The organism is Micromonospora chaiyaphumensis, from assembly GCF_900091435.1.
GTDB lineage: Bacteria > Actinomycetota > Actinomycetes > Mycobacteriales > Micromonosporaceae > Micromonospora > Micromonospora chaiyaphumensis.
This window is the reverse complement of the sequence record NZ_FMCS01000004.1, coordinates 242,514-256,943: the sequence shown is the minus strand read 5'-3', so window position 1 is coordinate 256,943 and position 14,430 is coordinate 242,514. Positions and strand designations below refer to the sequence as shown.

The 14,430-nt window shown below is 72.8% G+C and carries 15 protein-coding genes; 9 read left to right on the top strand and 6 right to left on the bottom strand.

All coding sequences use genetic code 11. The features are described 5' to 3' along the window. Positions 1 to 210 precede the first annotated feature (210 nt). Entirely contained in the window at positions 211 to 1,074 is an 864-nt protein-coding gene (locus GA0070214_RS13200; protein WP_091262570.1) for a bifunctional methylenetetrahydrofolate dehydrogenase/methenyltetrahydrofolate cyclohydrolase, read from the top strand. A 99-nt stretch (positions 1,075 to 1,173) separates the two neighbouring features. Continuing rightward, positions 1,174 to 2,124, top strand: a complete 951-nt coding sequence (mdh, locus tag GA0070214_RS13195) for a malate dehydrogenase (RefSeq protein WP_091262568.1) — start codon at positions 1,174 to 1,176, stop codon at positions 2,122 to 2,124. A gap of 140 nt (positions 2,125 to 2,264) precedes the next feature. Here mdh and GA0070214_RS13190 read toward each other — a convergent pair whose 3' ends face one another. Beyond that, a complete protein-coding gene (locus GA0070214_RS13190; protein ID WP_091262566.1) occupies positions 2,265 to 3,050 on the bottom strand; it encodes an MBL fold metallo-hydrolase in 786 nt (261 codons plus the stop codon). Positions 3,051 to 3,185: 135 nt separating this feature from the next. Between GA0070214_RS13190 and GA0070214_RS13185 the strand changes: the two genes are divergently transcribed. Then, complete coding sequence (locus tag GA0070214_RS13185) at positions 3,186 to 4,403, top strand: NADP-dependent isocitrate dehydrogenase (protein WP_091262563.1); 1,218 nt, start codon at positions 3,186 to 3,188, stop codon at positions 4,401 to 4,403. Positions 4,404 to 4,673: 270 nt separating this feature from the next. Here the strand turns inward: GA0070214_RS13185 and GA0070214_RS13180 are convergent, their stop codons facing one another. After that, the gene (locus tag GA0070214_RS13180; protein ID WP_208602751.1) at positions 4,674 to 5,264 is read right to left on the bottom strand and encodes a TetR/AcrR family transcriptional regulator; all 591 of its coding nucleotides are present in this window, start codon (positions 5,262 to 5,264) and stop codon (positions 4,674 to 4,676) included. 51 nt (positions 5,265 to 5,315) lie between these two features. Here GA0070214_RS13180 and GA0070214_RS13175 point away from each other — a divergent pair, with 51 nt between their 5' ends. Next, positions 5,316 to 5,867, top strand: coding sequence for a GNAT family N-acetyltransferase (locus GA0070214_RS13175; RefSeq protein ID WP_091262559.1), 552 nt, complete (start codon positions 5,316 to 5,318; stop codon positions 5,865 to 5,867). Positions 5,868 to 5,919: 52 nt separating this feature from the next. On the opposite strand, the gene galT is transcribed toward GA0070214_RS13175, so the two are convergent. The 4 genes from galT to GA0070214_RS13155 form a co-directional block, all read right to left on the bottom strand. Next, positions 5,920 to 6,993: a galactose-1-phosphate uridylyltransferase gene (galT, locus tag GA0070214_RS13170; protein WP_091262556.1), complete on the bottom strand. Its 1,074-nt coding sequence runs from the start codon at positions 6,991 to 6,993 to the stop codon at positions 5,920 to 5,922. Beyond that, entirely contained in the window at positions 6,990 to 7,778 is a 789-nt protein-coding gene (locus tag GA0070214_RS13165; protein WP_091262553.1) for a DeoR/GlpR family DNA-binding transcription regulator, read from the bottom strand. The genes galT and GA0070214_RS13165 overlap by 4 nt, the downstream gene beginning before the upstream one ends. Positions 7,779 to 7,936: 158 nt before the next feature. Continuing rightward, positions 7,937 to 9,466, bottom strand: a complete 1,530-nt coding sequence (gene cysC, locus GA0070214_RS13160; RefSeq protein WP_091262552.1) for an adenylyl-sulfate kinase — start codon at positions 9,464 to 9,466, stop codon at positions 7,937 to 7,939. Positions 9,467 to 9,578: 112 nt separating this feature from the next. Beyond that, positions 9,579 to 10,139, bottom strand: a complete 561-nt coding sequence (locus GA0070214_RS13155; RefSeq protein ID WP_091262549.1) for a DM13 domain-containing protein — start codon at positions 10,137 to 10,139, stop codon at positions 9,579 to 9,581. A gap of 143 nt (positions 10,140 to 10,282) precedes the next feature. Here GA0070214_RS13155 and GA0070214_RS13150 point away from each other — a divergent pair, with 143 nt between their 5' ends. The 5 genes from GA0070214_RS13150 to GA0070214_RS13130 all read left to right on the top strand — a co-directional run bounded on the left by GA0070214_RS13150 (position 10,283) and on the right by GA0070214_RS13130 (position 14,388). Continuing rightward, positions 10,283 to 11,197 carry an ABC transporter ATP-binding protein gene (locus GA0070214_RS13150; protein WP_091262547.1) on the top strand — a complete coding sequence of 305 codons (915 nt, stop codon included), beginning with the start codon at positions 10,283 to 10,285 and terminating at the stop codon, positions 11,195 to 11,197. Next, on the top strand, positions 11,190 to 12,071 hold the full coding sequence (locus tag GA0070214_RS13145) for an ABC transporter permease (protein ID WP_091262544.1): 882 nt from the start codon (positions 11,190 to 11,192) through the stop codon (positions 12,069 to 12,071). The genes GA0070214_RS13150 and GA0070214_RS13145 overlap by 8 nt, the downstream gene beginning before the upstream one ends. Further along, positions 12,068 to 13,021: an ABC transporter ATP-binding protein gene (locus GA0070214_RS13140; protein ID WP_091262542.1), complete on the top strand. Its 954-nt coding sequence runs from the start codon at positions 12,068 to 12,070 to the stop codon at positions 13,019 to 13,021. The genes GA0070214_RS13145 and GA0070214_RS13140 overlap by 4 nt, the downstream gene beginning before the upstream one ends. A 2-nt stretch (positions 13,022 to 13,023) precedes the next feature. After that, the gene (locus GA0070214_RS13135; protein ID WP_091262540.1) at positions 13,024 to 13,734 is read left to right on the top strand and encodes an ABC transporter permease; all 711 of its coding nucleotides are present in this window, start codon (positions 13,024 to 13,026) and stop codon (positions 13,732 to 13,734) included. Between the two features lie 174 nt (positions 13,735 to 13,908). Next, entirely contained in the window at positions 13,909 to 14,388 is a 480-nt protein-coding gene (locus GA0070214_RS13130; protein WP_244167694.1) for a hypothetical protein, read from the top strand. Positions 14,389 to 14,430: the final 42 nt, after the last annotated feature.

The following is a 14,430-nucleotide window of genomic DNA, read 5'->3' as shown; positions in this document are numbered from 1 at the left end:
CGCCGCCCGGCCGCGCCGTCCGAGGCGATCAGGATGTGCTCGGGCGGATCCGACGCCGCCGTCCGGGCCGTCCCGTCCGGCAGCGCCTGCCCGTCTCGACCTGTGGCGCGAGACACAATCGATCACTCTCAGTGACTATCGCCACGTCACGGTTCGTCACCCTTTGCCGTCGTCGGCCGGGCGGGCCCGCCGCGTGAGACGATCCATTTTGTGACGGCGACGATCCTGGACGGCAAGGCGACCGCGGCGGAGATCAAGGACGAGCTGCGGACAAGGGTCAAGGCGCTGGCGGAGCGCGGCATCACCCCCGGGCTCGGCACGGTCCTGGTGGGCGAGGATCCCGGCTCGCAGGCGTACGTCAACGGCAAGCACCGCGACTGCGCCGAGGTGGGCATCGCCTCGATCCGTCGCGAGCTGCCGGCCGACGCGACCCAGGAGCAGCTCGACGCGGTGCTCACCGAGCTGAACGCCGACCCCGGCTGCCACGGCTACATCGTCCAGCTGCCGCTCCCGGCCCACCTGGACACCCAGCGGGCGCTGGAGCTGATCGACCCGGACAAGGACGCCGACGGCCTGCACCCGGTCAACCTGGGCCGGCTGGTCCTCGGTTACGACGCCCCGCTGCCCTGCACCCCGCGCGGCATCGTCGAGCTGCTCCGCCGGCACGACGTGCCGCTGCGCGGCGCGAAGGTCGCGCTGGTCGGCCGGGGCAACACGGTGGGCCGGCCGCTCGGCCTGCTGCTGACCCGGCGCAGCGAGAACGCCACCGTGACCCTCTGCCACACCGGCACCCTGGACCTCGCCGCGCACACCCGCGAGGCCGACATCGTCATCGTCGCGGCCGGCGTGCCGGGGCTGCTCACCGCCGACATGGTCAACCCGGGCGCGACAGTGGTCGACGTCGGCATCACACGGGTGATCGGGGCCGACGGCAAGGGCCGCTACACCGGCGACGTCGACCCGGAGGTGGCCGGGGTGGCCGGCAAGCTGGTGCCGATGCCCGGCGGGGTCGGCCCGATGACCCGGGCCATGCTCCTGACCAACGTCGTGGAGCGGGCCGAGCGGCAGGACTGACCGCCCAGGCACGTCATAACCGTCCGCCCCTGGCCCGATCGGTGCCAGGATGGCTGATACGGTCCGGAAAACCGACTGGTATCAGGGAGTGGGACGACCATGGGTAAGAAGGTCACTGTCGTCGGGGCCGGCTTCTACGGCTCCACCACCGCACAGCGCCTGGCCGAGTACGACGTCTTCGACACCGTCGTGATCACCGACATCGTGGAGGGCAAGCCGGCGGGTCTCGCGCTGGACCTCAACCAGTCGCGCGCCGTCGAGGGCTTCGAGACCAAGGTCGTCGGCGTCACCACCGGGCCGAACGGCGAGGGCTACGAGGCCATCGAGGGCTCCGACGTCGTCGTCATCACCGCCGGCCTGCCCCGCAAGCCGGGCATGAGCCGGATGGACCTGCTGGAGACCAACGCCAAGATCGTCCGGCAGGTCGCCGAGAACGTCGCCAAGTACGCCCCGAACGCCGTCGTCATCGTCGTCTCCAACCCGCTCGACGAGATGACCGCGCTGGCCCAGCTCGCCACCCAGTTCCCGAAGAACCGGGTGCTCGGCCAGGCCGGCATGCTGGACACCGCCCGCTTCACCAACTTCGTGGCCGAGGCGCTGAACGTCCCGGTGAAGTCCGTGAAGACCCTGACCCTGGGCTCGCACGGCGACACCATGGTGCCGGTCCCGTCCAAGAGCACGGTGGACGGCAAGCCGCTGCGTGAGGCCATGCCGGCCGAGCAGATCGAGGAGCTGGTCGTCAAGACCCGCAACGGTGGCGCCGAGGTCGTCGCCCTGCTGAAGACCGGTTCGGCGTACTACGCCCCGTCGGCCGCCGCCGCCAGGATGGCCAAGGCCGTCGCCGAGGACTCCGGCGAGGTCATGCCGGTCTGCGCCTGGGTCGACGGGCAGTACGGCATCTCCGGCGTCTACCTGGGCGTCGAGGCCGAGATCGGCGCCGAGGGCGTCAAGCGGGTCGTCGAGACCGACCTGGACGCCGACGAGCTGGCCGCCCTGAAGGAGGCCGCCGAGGCCGTCCGCGCGAAGCAGGCCGACGTAGCCAACATGTGACCCGAGAACCACCGCGGAAGGGCGGGCCGGCTGACGCCGACCCGCCCTTCCCAGTTCCCACCCACCCACCCGGGTCCTCACCCCGTCGATCATGAAGTTGGCGGCAGTAACGGCGATCGACATCGCCGCCAACTTCATGATCAACGATGTAGTGGGGTGAAGGGGGTGCCCAGGTGGGGGGTGGCCAGGGTCAGGGGGGTCAGGGTGTCCAGGAGGTTCGTTCGGGAGGTGGCCGCTGTCGCGGCGTCCTCCTCGTGGGCGTAGGCCAGGGTGGGGTCGAGCAGCTGGAGGGTGTGGACCAGGAGGTCGCCCGTCACCAGGAGGCGGTCGTCGCCGGCCTCGACCAGCACCGACTGGTGGCCGGGGGTGTGACCGGGGGTGCTCAGCACGCGTACCCCGGGGGTCAGCGTCGTGTCGCCGTCGACGACCCGCAGCTGGCCGGCGGCGCGCAACGGCCCCAGGAGCCGGGCCGGCAGTTCGGGGTGGAACAGCTCCAGCGCGGCCAGTTCGGCGCGCTGCACCAGGTGGTCCGCGTTCGGGAAGAGCGGGCCCGCCCAGCCGACGTGGTCGGTGTGCAGGTGGGTGAGCACGACGGTGCGCACGTCCGCCGGGTCGATGCCGGCGGCGGCCAGCTCGGCCGGCAGCCGGCCGGGCACCGGCGCCCAGCTCGCCGCGAGTGCGTCGGCCGGGCCGATCCCGGCGTCGACAAGGGTGACCGGCCCGTCCCCGGTACGCAGCGCGAACGCGCGGAACGGCAGCCACCAGCGGCCGTCCGGGGTGACGGTGTCCGGGTCCCGCCGGTCGGCCTCGCGCCACTGCTCGGCGGTGGCGTCCGGGAACGCCTCGGCGCGCGGCTGGAAGAACGGACCCGCCCCGTCGACCAGGGCGGTCACCGTGATAGACCCGACCGTGTGAGTGAGCGGCATCCGGGAAGGATGTCACCGCGGCCCGACCCGGGCGACCCCGTTGTCCCGCGGGGTGAGGCCGGCTGGGGAGCCCCGACCAGTTTCCAGTACGCTCGTACTGCTTGAGCACGTGTCCCCCGAGAGGAGCGCCGGCCGATGGCGAAGATCAAGGTAAACAACCCGGTCGTGGAAATCGACGGCGACGAGATGACCCGGATCATCTGGAAGCAGATCCGGGAGCAGCTGATCCTGCCCTACCTCGACGTCGACCTGCACTACTACGACCTGTCGATCCAGCACCGCGACGAGACCGACGACCAGGTCACCGTCGACGCCGCCAACGCCATCAAGGAGCACGGCGTCGGCGTCAAGTGCGCCACCATCACCCCGGACGAGGCCCGGGTGGAGGAGTTCGGCCTGAAGAAGATGTGGCGGTCGCCGAACGGCACCATCCGCAACATCCTCGGCGGCGTGGTCTTCCGCGAGCCGATCATCATGTCGAACGTGCCGCGGCTCGTCCCCGGCTGGACCAAGCCGATCATCATCGGCCGGCACGCGCACGGCGACCAGTACAAGGCCACCGACTTCGTCGTCCCCGGCCCCGGCAAGGTGACCGTCACCTACACCCCGGCCGACGGCGGCGCCCCCATGGAGATGGAGGTCGCCAACTTCTCCGGCGGCGGCATCGCCATGGGCATGTACAACTTCGACGAGTCGATCCGGGACTTCGCCCGGGCCTCGTTCCGGTACGGCCTGGACCGGGGCTACCCGGTCTACCTGTCGACCAAGAACACCATCCTCAAGGCGTACGACGGCCGGTTCAAGGACATCTTCGCCGAGGTGTTCGAGAACGAGTTCCGGTCGGAGTTCGAGGCCGCCGGCATCACCTACGAGCACCGGCTGATCGACGACATGGTCGCCGCCGCGCTCAAGTGGGAGGGCGGCTACGTCTGGGCCTGCAAGAACTACGACGGTGACGTCCAGTCCGACACCGTGGCGCAGGGCTTCGGCTCGCTCGGCCTGATGACCTCCGTGCTGCTCTCCCCGGACGGCCGCACCGTCGAGGCCGAGGCCGCGCACGGCACCGTCACCCGGCACTACCGGCAGTGGCAGAAGGGCGAGAAGACCTCGACCAACCCGATCGCCTCGATCTACGCCTGGACCCGGGGCCTGGCCCACCGGGGCAAGCTGGACGGCACCCCGGCGGTCACCGAGTTCGCCAACACCCTGGAGCAGGTCATCGTCGAGACCGTCGAGGGTGGCCAGATGACCAAGGACCTCGCGCTGCTCATCTCGCGGGACGCCCCGTGGCTGACCACCGACGAGTTCATGAACGCGCTGGACGAGAACCTGGCCCGCAAGCTGTCGGCCTGACCCCACCGTTCACACCGGAGCCCGCCGCCTTTGCCGGCGGGCTCCGTCGTGTCCGCGGTACGGCGTCACCCCGGACGGGCGCGCCTCGTTGAGCAGGGTGGACGTGATGCCAGTCCCGTCCAGGAAGGTTGACCGCGGTCGCCTCGCGGCTTGAGCGCCGATCAGCCAACCTTCCCGGCTGTCGCGCACAGCCAGCCGTCCCTTCCCTCGCGGGGGGCCCTGTCCCGGGCCCCCCGCGCCCTGTTGGTGCGCCTGTTTGCCGGCGTCGGGTCAGTGCGGGGCGGTCAGGGTGGCCAGGTAGGCGTCCAGGAGTTCGATCTGCCGCCGTGGCGGGAACGCCGCCGGGTCGAACAGGGCCTGGACCACCAGGCCGAGAACGAAGGCCTGGGCGGCGGCCGCGACCTGTGCCGGGTCGCCGCCGGGCAGTTCGCCGAGATCCTGGGCCGCGGCCACCCGCTCGGTCAACCGGTCGCGACCTGCCGCGTACCTGCGGGCGTGTTCGGTGCTCAGGTCGGGGTCGGCGAGCGCGGCGTCCCAGGAGGAGACCCAGATCCGGTTGCTGTCGGTGGCCTCGGGAGTCAGCGGCAGGATGTCCAGCAGCGCGTCCCGGAGGGCCGCCAGCCCCTCGCCTGAGTGGCGGCGAGGGCGGGAGACGGTGCGCTGTTCCAGCAGGTCGAGGGCGTACTCCACCAGGGCGCGCTTGGTGGGGAAGTAGTGCGTGAGCAGGCCGGTGGTCGCGCCGAGTTCGGCGGCGACGGTGCGCAGGGTCAGGCCGGTGAAGCCGCGTGCGGCCAGGACCTGCCAGACCGCTTCGGAGACGTCGCGCCGGCGGGCCTCGTGATCTCCCTTGGAGCGTGGCATGCCCCCACGGTACATTCCCACAACGCTTGTTATGTGAATGGGAGGTCCCTCATGTTCTCGCTGCCGCTGCGCGACGGTGCCCGTCTCGCCCCGTTGGAGGTCTGGCACGCCGAAGAGTTCGCCGACCACCTCGACCGGGCGCGTGCGCACATCCGCCCGTGGGTCGGGTCCGGGTTCGTCACCGGCGACCTGGCCGGGGCGCGGGCCACCCTCGGGCGGTATGCCGAACGCCAGGCCGCCGACGGCGCCCGCCTGTACGGCATCTGGCGGGACGGCGTGCTGGTCGGCGGCGTGATGTTCACCGACTTCAACGCCGCTCTCGGTTCGTGTGAGATCGGCTGCTGGCTGGAGCCGGCCGCCGAGGGCCGCGGCCTGGTCACCCGGGCGTGCGCTGCCTTGGTGGACTGGGCGTTCACGTCCCGGGGGCTGCACCGGGCCGAGTGGCACTGCCGGGCCGACAACGACCGCAGCTCGGCGGTGGCCAAGCGGCTCGGCATGACGCTGGAGGGGGTGCGCCGCGAGGCATGGCCGTACGAGGGCGTGCGTTACGACAAGCAGATCTGGGCGATCCTGGCGCCCGAATGGCGACCCCTGAGCGAGTGACCACCGTCGGCGTACGCGCTCTCGACCGACCTCCCGGACGGGCCCGGGACCCTCACGCGGCCCGGAGCAGTTCCGCGGCCCGCTCGGGGGCGATGTCGTTGATGAACACGCCCATCCCCGACTCGGAGCCGGCCAGGTACTTCAGCTTGTCCTTGGCGCGCCGGATGCTGAACAGCTGCAGGTGCAGGTGGCCCAGTTCCCGGTCGACGTGCACCGGGGCCTGGTGCCAGGCGGCGATGTAGGGCATCGGCAGGTCGAACAGCCCGTCGAAGCGGCGCAGCACGTCCAGATAGAGCGGCCCGAAGGCGTCGCGCTCGGCGTCGTCCAGTGCCGGGATGTCGGGCACCGGGCGGTGCGGGGCCAGGTGCACCTCGAACGGCCAGCGGGCCGCGGCCGGCACGTACGCCGTCCAGTGCTCGTTGCTCGCCACCACGCGGTCGCCGGCGGCGCGTTCGGCGGCGAGCACGTCGGCGTAGAGGTTGCCCCCGGTCCGCTCGAAGTGCCGGCGGGCGGCGGCCAGCATCGTCCGCGTCCGCGGCGTGACGAACGGGTACGCGTAGATCTGACCGTGCGGGTGGTGCAGCGTCACGCCGATCTCCACGCCCCGGTTCTCGAACGGGAAGATCTGCTCCACCCCGGGCAGCTCGCCCAGGGCGGTGGTGCGGTCGGCGATGGCGTCGAGCACGGTGCGCACCCGGCCGGGGGAGAGGCTGGCGAACGAGGCGTTGTGGTCGTCGGTGAAGCAGACCACCTCGCACTTGCCGCGCCCGGGGCGGACCGGCGTGAACGGGGTGATCTCGGCCGGCTCCTCGGCGACCCGCTGGCTCAGCGACGGGAACCGGTTCTCGAAGACGACCACGTCGTAGTCGGGTGCGGGGATCTCGCTGAGCCGGTCGCCCCGGGAGGGGCAGAGCGGGCACTGGTCGGCCGGGGGGAGGAAGGTGCGGGTCTGCCGGTGGACGGCGACCGCCACCCACTCGTCGGTCAGCGGGTCGTACCGGAGCTGCGACGCGTGCGGGGGCGGCGGCAGCTCCCGACGGTCCGGCTGGTCGCGCACCGCGTCGTCCCGCTCGTCGAAGTAGATCAACTCGCGGCCGTCGGCCAGCTCGATCTGCGTACGCTTCACTCCGCCCCCTCCGTGCCTGGCACGATCACCAGTTCACCCACCCTGTCCTCGAGTACCCGTCGCGCGTCGGCCCCCAACCGGTCGTCGGTGACCAGCACGTCCGCCGCGTCCAGGCCGACGATCGAGGAGATGCCGACCGTGCCCCACTTGCTGTGGTCGGCGAGCACCACGAGCCGGTCGGCGGCCGCCACGAGCGCCCGGTCGGTGTCCGCCTCCATGAGGTTGGGGGTGGTGAACCCGGCCCGTTCGCTGATCCCGTGCACGCCGAGGAAGAGCAGGTCCAGGTGGAGTGCGCCGATCGCGGCCACGGCCAGCGGGCCGACCAGCGCGTCCGAGGGGGTGCGCACCCCGCCGGTGAGCACGACGGTCTGGTCCGGCCGGCCGCCGACGTGCAGGATCTCGGCCACCGGTAGGGAGTTCGTCACCACCGTCAGGCCCGGCACGTCGGTCAGGCGGCGGGCCAGCTCGGCGGTGGTGGTGCCGGCCGAGAGCGCGATGGCGGCGCCGGGGCGGACCAGCCCCGCGGCCCGCTCGGCGATGGCCGCCTTCTCGGCCGACTGGCGGACCGACTTGGCGCGGAAGCCCGGCTCGTCCGTCGAGCCGGGGCCGGCCAGGGTCGCCCCGCCGTGCACCTTGGCGAGCAGGCCCTGGTCGTGCAGCGTCTCCAGGTCGCGCCGGATGGTCATGTCCGAGACCCCGAATTCGGCGGCCAGCTCGGTGACCCGGACGCCTCCGGCGGCGCGGACCCGTTCCAGGATGACCGCCTGCCGCTGCCGTGCCAGCACCCCGCCGTCACCTCCCGACCACCGACCCCGTCTCCACGTGGTCAAACGCGTTCCAACAAAGATGAACACTAGCGCGCAACGGAGGACAACGGAAGCGAACGCGGAACCGCCGCCGTCCCCGAGCGGGGCGGCGGCGGCCGGTGGTCGGTGCTGCCGGATCAGGCGGGCTGGAGGCGGGGCTCCACCCAGCCGGTCTCGGTGAGGTGCTCCATCACCCGCTGGACCGCCTCCTCGACGCTCATGTCCGTGGTGTCCACCACCAGGTCGGCGTCGGTCGGCTCCTCGTACGGGTCGTCGATCCCCGTCATCCCGCTGATCAGGCCGGCGCGGGCGCGCGCGTACAGGCCCTTGCGGTCGCGCTGCTCGCAGACCTCCAGCGGGGTGGCCACGTGCACCAGCAGGAAGCCCGCCCCGGCGGCGTGCGCCATCTCCCGCGCGGTGGCCCGGGCGGCCGCGTACGGGGCGATCGGGCAGCAGATGCCCACGCCCCGGTGCCGGGCGATCTCGGCGGCCACCCAGCCGATCCGGCGCACGTTGAGGTCGCGGTCGGCCTTGCTGAAGCCCAGCCCGGCCGAGAGCTCCCGGCGCACCACGTCGCCGTCCAGCAGGGTGATGCTCCGGTCGCCGCCCTCGCGCAGCTGGTCGGCCAGCCCCCGGGCGATGGTCGACTTGCCGGAACCGGAGAGGCCGGTCAGGAAGATCACCAGGCCCCGGTGCCGGCGGGGCGGGCGCGCCCGGGCCAGCTCCTTGGCCACCGCCGGCGGGGTGTGCCACTCGGGCAGCGGGAAGCCCCGGTCCAGCAGGTCGTCGATCTCGGCCTGGCTGAGCGCCAGCTTCCGGTTGCGCGGCGGGATGTCCTCCCGCCAGCGCCACTGCCCGTCGCGGCTGTCGTAGGCCAGCTCGCGGGGCACCAGCACCCGCAGGCCGGCCCCGGAGAGCATGCCCTCGGTCGAGAGCAGGTGGGTCACCCCGTAGGCGGCGGCGACCCGCGCCCGGAGCAGCGCGTCGCTGATCTCGTCCCGCCGCCGGGCCAGCGGGACCGCCACCAGGGTGGCCGGGGGCATCCGGTCCCGGGCGGCGAACACGCTGCGCACCAGCGCCTCGGCCGGCAGCCCGCCGGTCGCCTCCTCGCCCACCGGGATCAGCACCAGCAGGTGCGCACCGAGCGTGCGGGCGGCGTGTGCGATCTGCGCGAGCTGCGGCCGGTGCAGCGGACGGTCGGCGAAGACGCCGAGCACCCGCCCCGGGGGCAGCAGCCCCCGCACCTCGTCCGGGCTGCGCCGCAGCCGCTGGAACGGGCCGTGGCCCCCGTCGCCCAGCCGGCGCACGGCGCCGCCCACGCCGACCGTGCCGTCGCGGACCGGCCAGACGTCGGTCACGTCCATCGCGGCCACCGGGGCGCCCTCGCCGTCGGTGAGCACCAGCGCCCGGCGCAGCGGGTCGTCCAGCACCAGCCCGTCGACGAGCGTGGCCGGCACCTGGAGCGTCACCGGAACCGGCCACGGCGTGCCGTCGGCGAGCCGGCCGCGCCGGCCCAGCGAGGCCAGATCGTCCCGGGTCATGAAACCGGTCAGCGGGGCGTACGCCCCGGTCAGCAGCAGCCCCAGGTCGGCCAGCTCGGCGGGCCTTGGCGCGTACGCCGGCGCGTCCCGCAACACGTCCTCGGGCAGCACCCACCCGTTGCTCATGAAACCCCCAACTCACCGGCCGGCACACAGTTTCTCAGCCCACCGGCGATCGGTCGAGAGCGCCACTCCACCTCCCGGTCACCGGCCGGTAAACCGGCCGTCCCGGGGCGCTTCAGCCGGGGGCGGTGAGCGGGGCCGCGCCGAACGAGACGGCGAACCGCTCGCACCAGATCGAGACGCTGGTCAGCCCGCTGAAGTCGGTCCCGGCCGGTATCTCGTACGCCTGGTCACCGCGGTTGCCCTTCAGCGGGCCGAGCGCCACGTGCCGGCCGTCATCGAAGACGCGCCACCCGGACGGCCCGGTCCGGACGGGCTGGTCGGTCAGCCAGACCTGAAGATCCGGACCGTTCGAGGTGTCCAGCCCGACCAGTTCCAGCCGGTGCCGGCCGTCGGCGGTGCGGACGAGCCGGGCGCGGCCGCGGGTCTCGTGCTCGTGGCTGACGAAGTCACCCCGGCTGACCAGCACCGGACCGGTGGAGGCGGGGGCGGCGGCCGGCGTGGCGGTGCCGGGCGGCGCCGCCGGCTCGCCGGAGACCGCCGTGAGGTCCTCGTGCACCTCGGTGTCGGTGACCAGCTTCCACGGCTGGAACCAGTACAGGCCGGCGGCCGCGCCGGCCGCGAGGACGGCCACCGCGACCCAGGTCAGCGGAGCGCGTAGCAGACGGATCGACATGCGTCGAGTCTGCTGCCACGGCGGCCGGCGGTCACCGGCCCGGCCGCTTACGGAAGCCTTACCGACCCGTCCGGGCGGAATCAGGGGCAACCCCGAGCGTTTCCCTGTACCCGGGACGGCCCGGACTTCCTACGCTGGGCGTCGTGACACTGCTCGCGACCGAGTCGCTGACCAAGACGTACGGAGGCCGGGTCACCGCGTTGGCCGACCTCACGGTGTCGGTCGAGCCGGGGATCATCGGGCTGGTGGGCGCGAACGGCGCCGGCAAGTCCACCCTGATCAAGATCCTGCTGGGCCTGCTCGCCCCGACCAGCGGTCGGGTCTCCGTGCTCGGCCTCGACCCCACCACCGACCCCGCGGCCGTCCGCGCCCGGGTCGGCTACATGCCCGAGCACGACGCCCTCCCGCCCGACCTCTCCGCCGCCGAGCTGGTCACCCACCTCGGCCGGATCAGCGGGCTGCCCCGCACGGTGGCCCGGGAGCGGGCCTCCGAGGCGCTGCGCCACGTCGGGCTGCACGAGGAGCGGCACCGGGCCGTCGGTGGCTACTCCACCGGCATGAAGCAGCGGGTGAAGCTCGCACAGGCCCTCGTGCACGACCCCGACCTGCTGCTGCTCGACGAGCCGACCAACGGCCTCGACCCGGCCGGCCGGGACGCCATGCTCGCCCTGATCCACCGGATCGGCACCGAGTTCGGCATCTCGGTCGTGGTCTGCTCGCACCTGCTCGGTGAGGTGGAGCGGATCTGCGACACCCTGGTCGCCATCGACGGCGGCCGGCTGCTGCGCGCCGACCGCATCTCCGCGATGACCTCCGCCACCGACGTGCTCGCCGTGGAGGTGAGCGAGGGTACGGACGACCTGGCCGCCCGGCTCGCCGCACTCGACCTGCCGGTGTCCCGGGAGGGGCGGCTGCTGCTGGTCCCGCTCGCCGACGACGCCACCTACGACCTGATCATCGGCGCGGTCGCCGAGCTGGACCTGCCGCTGCACCGGCTCGACCAGCGGCGGCACCGGGTGGCCGAACTCTTCGCCACGAGGGAGCCCAGCAATGTCTGAGCCGACCGGCGTCATCCACGACATCGGCTACCAGCGCTACACCGGCCCGCGGCTCGGCCGTCGGCACGTCTTCGGTGCGCTCTACCTGCACGGCCTGCGCTCCGCCTTCGGGCTGGGCCGGTCGGCGAAGGCGAAGATCTTCCCCTGGCTGGTGATGGGCATCGTGCTGGTCGTCGCCGCCGGGCTGACCGCGGTACGCACCCAGACCGGCCAGGTCGTCATGACGTACGCCCAGTTCGCCGACGCGATGAGCTGGCTGGTCATCTTCTTCGTCGCCGTGGTCGGGCCGGAGCTGGTCTCCCGCGACCTGCACAGCGGCGTGCTGCCGCTCTACTTCTCCCGCCCGCTGCCGCGCGGCGACTACGCCCTGGCCAAGCTCGGGTCGCTGGTCACCGCGCTCTGGCTGCTGCTCGGGGCGCCGCAGCTGGTGATGTTCCTGGGCGCCGCGTTCACCACCGACAACGGGATGCGCGGGGTCTGGGACGAGCTGCTCGACCTGCTGCCCGGCCTGCTCTACGCGGCCCTGTGGGCGGTGGTGTTCGCCTCGGTCGGGCTGCTCATCGCCTCGCTCACCGGCAAGCGGGCGTTCGCGGCCGGCGGCATCGTGGCCGTGTTCCTGATGACCGCCCCGATCGTCGGCATCCTCTCGATCATGCCGTCCCGCACGGTCAACGAGCTGGCGATGCTCGGCTCGCCCACCGCCCTGATCCATGCGGTCGGCCAGTACACCCTCGGCGACCTGCTCGTCCCCGGCGGGGACCCCGAGACGCAGATCGGCGGCTTCGGGCCGGTCTACGTGGCCGTCGCCGTGCTGCTGGTGGCCGGCTGCGTCGCCCTGCTGCTGCTGCGATACCGGAAGGTGGCCGCCCGATGACCACGATCAGCGCCGAGCCGGCGGCCCCGGCGACCCCCGCCTCCACCCTCGACCTGGCCGGCGTCTCCCGCTGGTACGGCAACGTGGTGGCGGTCAACGACGTCACCATGCGGCTCGGCCCCGGCGTGACCGGCCTGCTCGGCCCGAACGGCGCGGGCAAGACCACCCTGCTGCACATGATGGCCGGCTTCCTCGCCCCGTCCCGCGGCGCGGTCACCCTCGACGGCTCACCGACCTGGCGCAACCCCGACGTCTACCGCCGGCTCGGCCTGGTCAGCGAGCGGGAGGCGGTGCACACCTTCCTGAGCGCGTACGAGTTCGTGCTGGCCAGCGCCAAGCTGCACCGGCTGCCCGACCCGGAGGCGGCGGCCCGTGCCGCCATCGCGCTGGTCGAGATGGAGGACGCGCAGGACCGGAAGATCGGCACGTACTCCAAGGGCATGCGGCAGCGCACCCGCGTGGCCGCCGCCCTCGTGCACGATCCGCAGGTGCTGCTGCTCGACGAGCCGTTCAACGGCATGGACCCGCGGCAGCGGCTGCACATGATGGCCCTGCTGCACCGGCTCGGCGACGCCGGCCGGACCATCCTGTTCAGCTCGCACATCCTGGAGGAGGTCGAGCAGGTCTCCGGCACCGTCCAGGTGATGGTCGCCGGCCGGCTGGCCGCCTCCGGCGACTACCGCACCATCCGCCGGCTGATGACCAACCGGCCGCACGTCTTCCGGGTCAGCTCCACCGACGACCGGGCCCTCGCGGTCGCGTTGATGGCCGAGGAGTCGGTGACCGGGGTCGAGCTGGGCCGGGACGGGCTGACCGTGCGGGCCGGCGACTACGGCGCCTTCACCCGGGCGCTGCCCAAGATCGCGCTGGCGCGGAGCCTCCGGGTCCGGTCGCTGACGCCCGAGGACGAATCGCTGGAGAGCGTCTTCTCCTACCTGGTGGGGAGCTGAGCATGTCGACCGTTTCCTGGATCACCGCGCGCGGCCTGTTCGGCCGGCGCCGCTTCCTGCTGCTCCTCCCGCTGCCCGTGCTGCTGCTGACGCTGGCGATCCTCTCCCGCTCGCTCGGCGTCGACCCGGGCGAGTGGGGGCCGGCGGTGCTGGTCGGGCTCGGCCTGGCCGTGGTGCTGCCGGTGGTCGCGCTGATCGTCGGCACCGGCGTGCTCGGCGCGGAGATCGACGACGGCACGGTGGTGCACATCCTCACGAAGCCGCTGCCGCGCTGGCAGATCATCCTGCCGAAGCTGGCCGTGGCCGCCGGCGTCACGGCGGTCACCGTCGCCGTGCCGCTCTACGTCGCGGGCGTGCTCGCCCATTCGGTACGCCTCGGCGTGGCGCTCGCCGTCGCCGCATCGATCGGGTCGCTGGCCTACTGCGCCTTCTTCGTGGCGCTCAGCCTGCTCACCCGGCGGCCGGTGCTGCTCGGCCTCGTCTACGTGCTGATCTGGGAGGGGCTGCTCGGCAACTTCGTCAGCGGCACGAAGGTGCTCTCCATCCAGCAGTACGTGATCGCCCTCGCCGACCGGATCGCACCGACCGAGATGCTCGCCACGAACGTGTCCGTGCCGGTCGCCTCGGTGATGAGCGCGCTGATCGCGGTCGGCTTCACGGCCCTCGCGGTGGACCGCCTCCGCTCGTTCAGCGTGGCCGGCGAGACCAGCTGACCCGCACGGAGAGGGCCCCGCTCGGCCCGCCTGACGCAGGCGGCGCGGAGCGGGGCCCCGGCGTATCCGCCTCCAGAGTGGACATCGACGGAACGCCGATATCCCACATCGCGGCCGACCGGGGTCTGGTAGCTTCCGGCGGGCGAAAGCATGAGACCAACGGGGAGAAAACGAATGCGCACAACTCGGCTCGCACCGCTGATTCCGGCCGCGGTGGCGGTGCTCGTCATGGCCGGCTGCGACGACGGCGACAAGCCGGCGGCGTCCGGCGGCGCCGGCACGGCGACCACGGTGCCGGCCGCCGCGCCGAGCGCCACGGCGCCGGCCGCGCCGGCCGTGGACGCCGCCACGAAGGCCGCCTGCACGGCCGTCGACAAGGACGTCGAGGCCGCGTTGAAGAAGGTCGCCGCGGCGGAGAAGATCGGCCCGCCGGCCGGGCACTCCGCGGTCAGCGCCCAGTACTCCGCCGGGGCCGCGTCCCTCTACGCGAATGCCTTCACCACCAGCGACACGGTCAACAACGCCGTGAAGCAGGTCGCGGCCGCCATGTCGGACCTGGCGGACACGTGGGCGAAGGCCCCGAAGAAGGCGCCGAGCAAGGCCCCGCTGACCACCGCCATGAAGCAGCTCGACACCGCCTGCTCGGCCACCTGAGCGCCGCTCGCCGGGAACGGCGTGGGCGAGCAGCCACTCCGT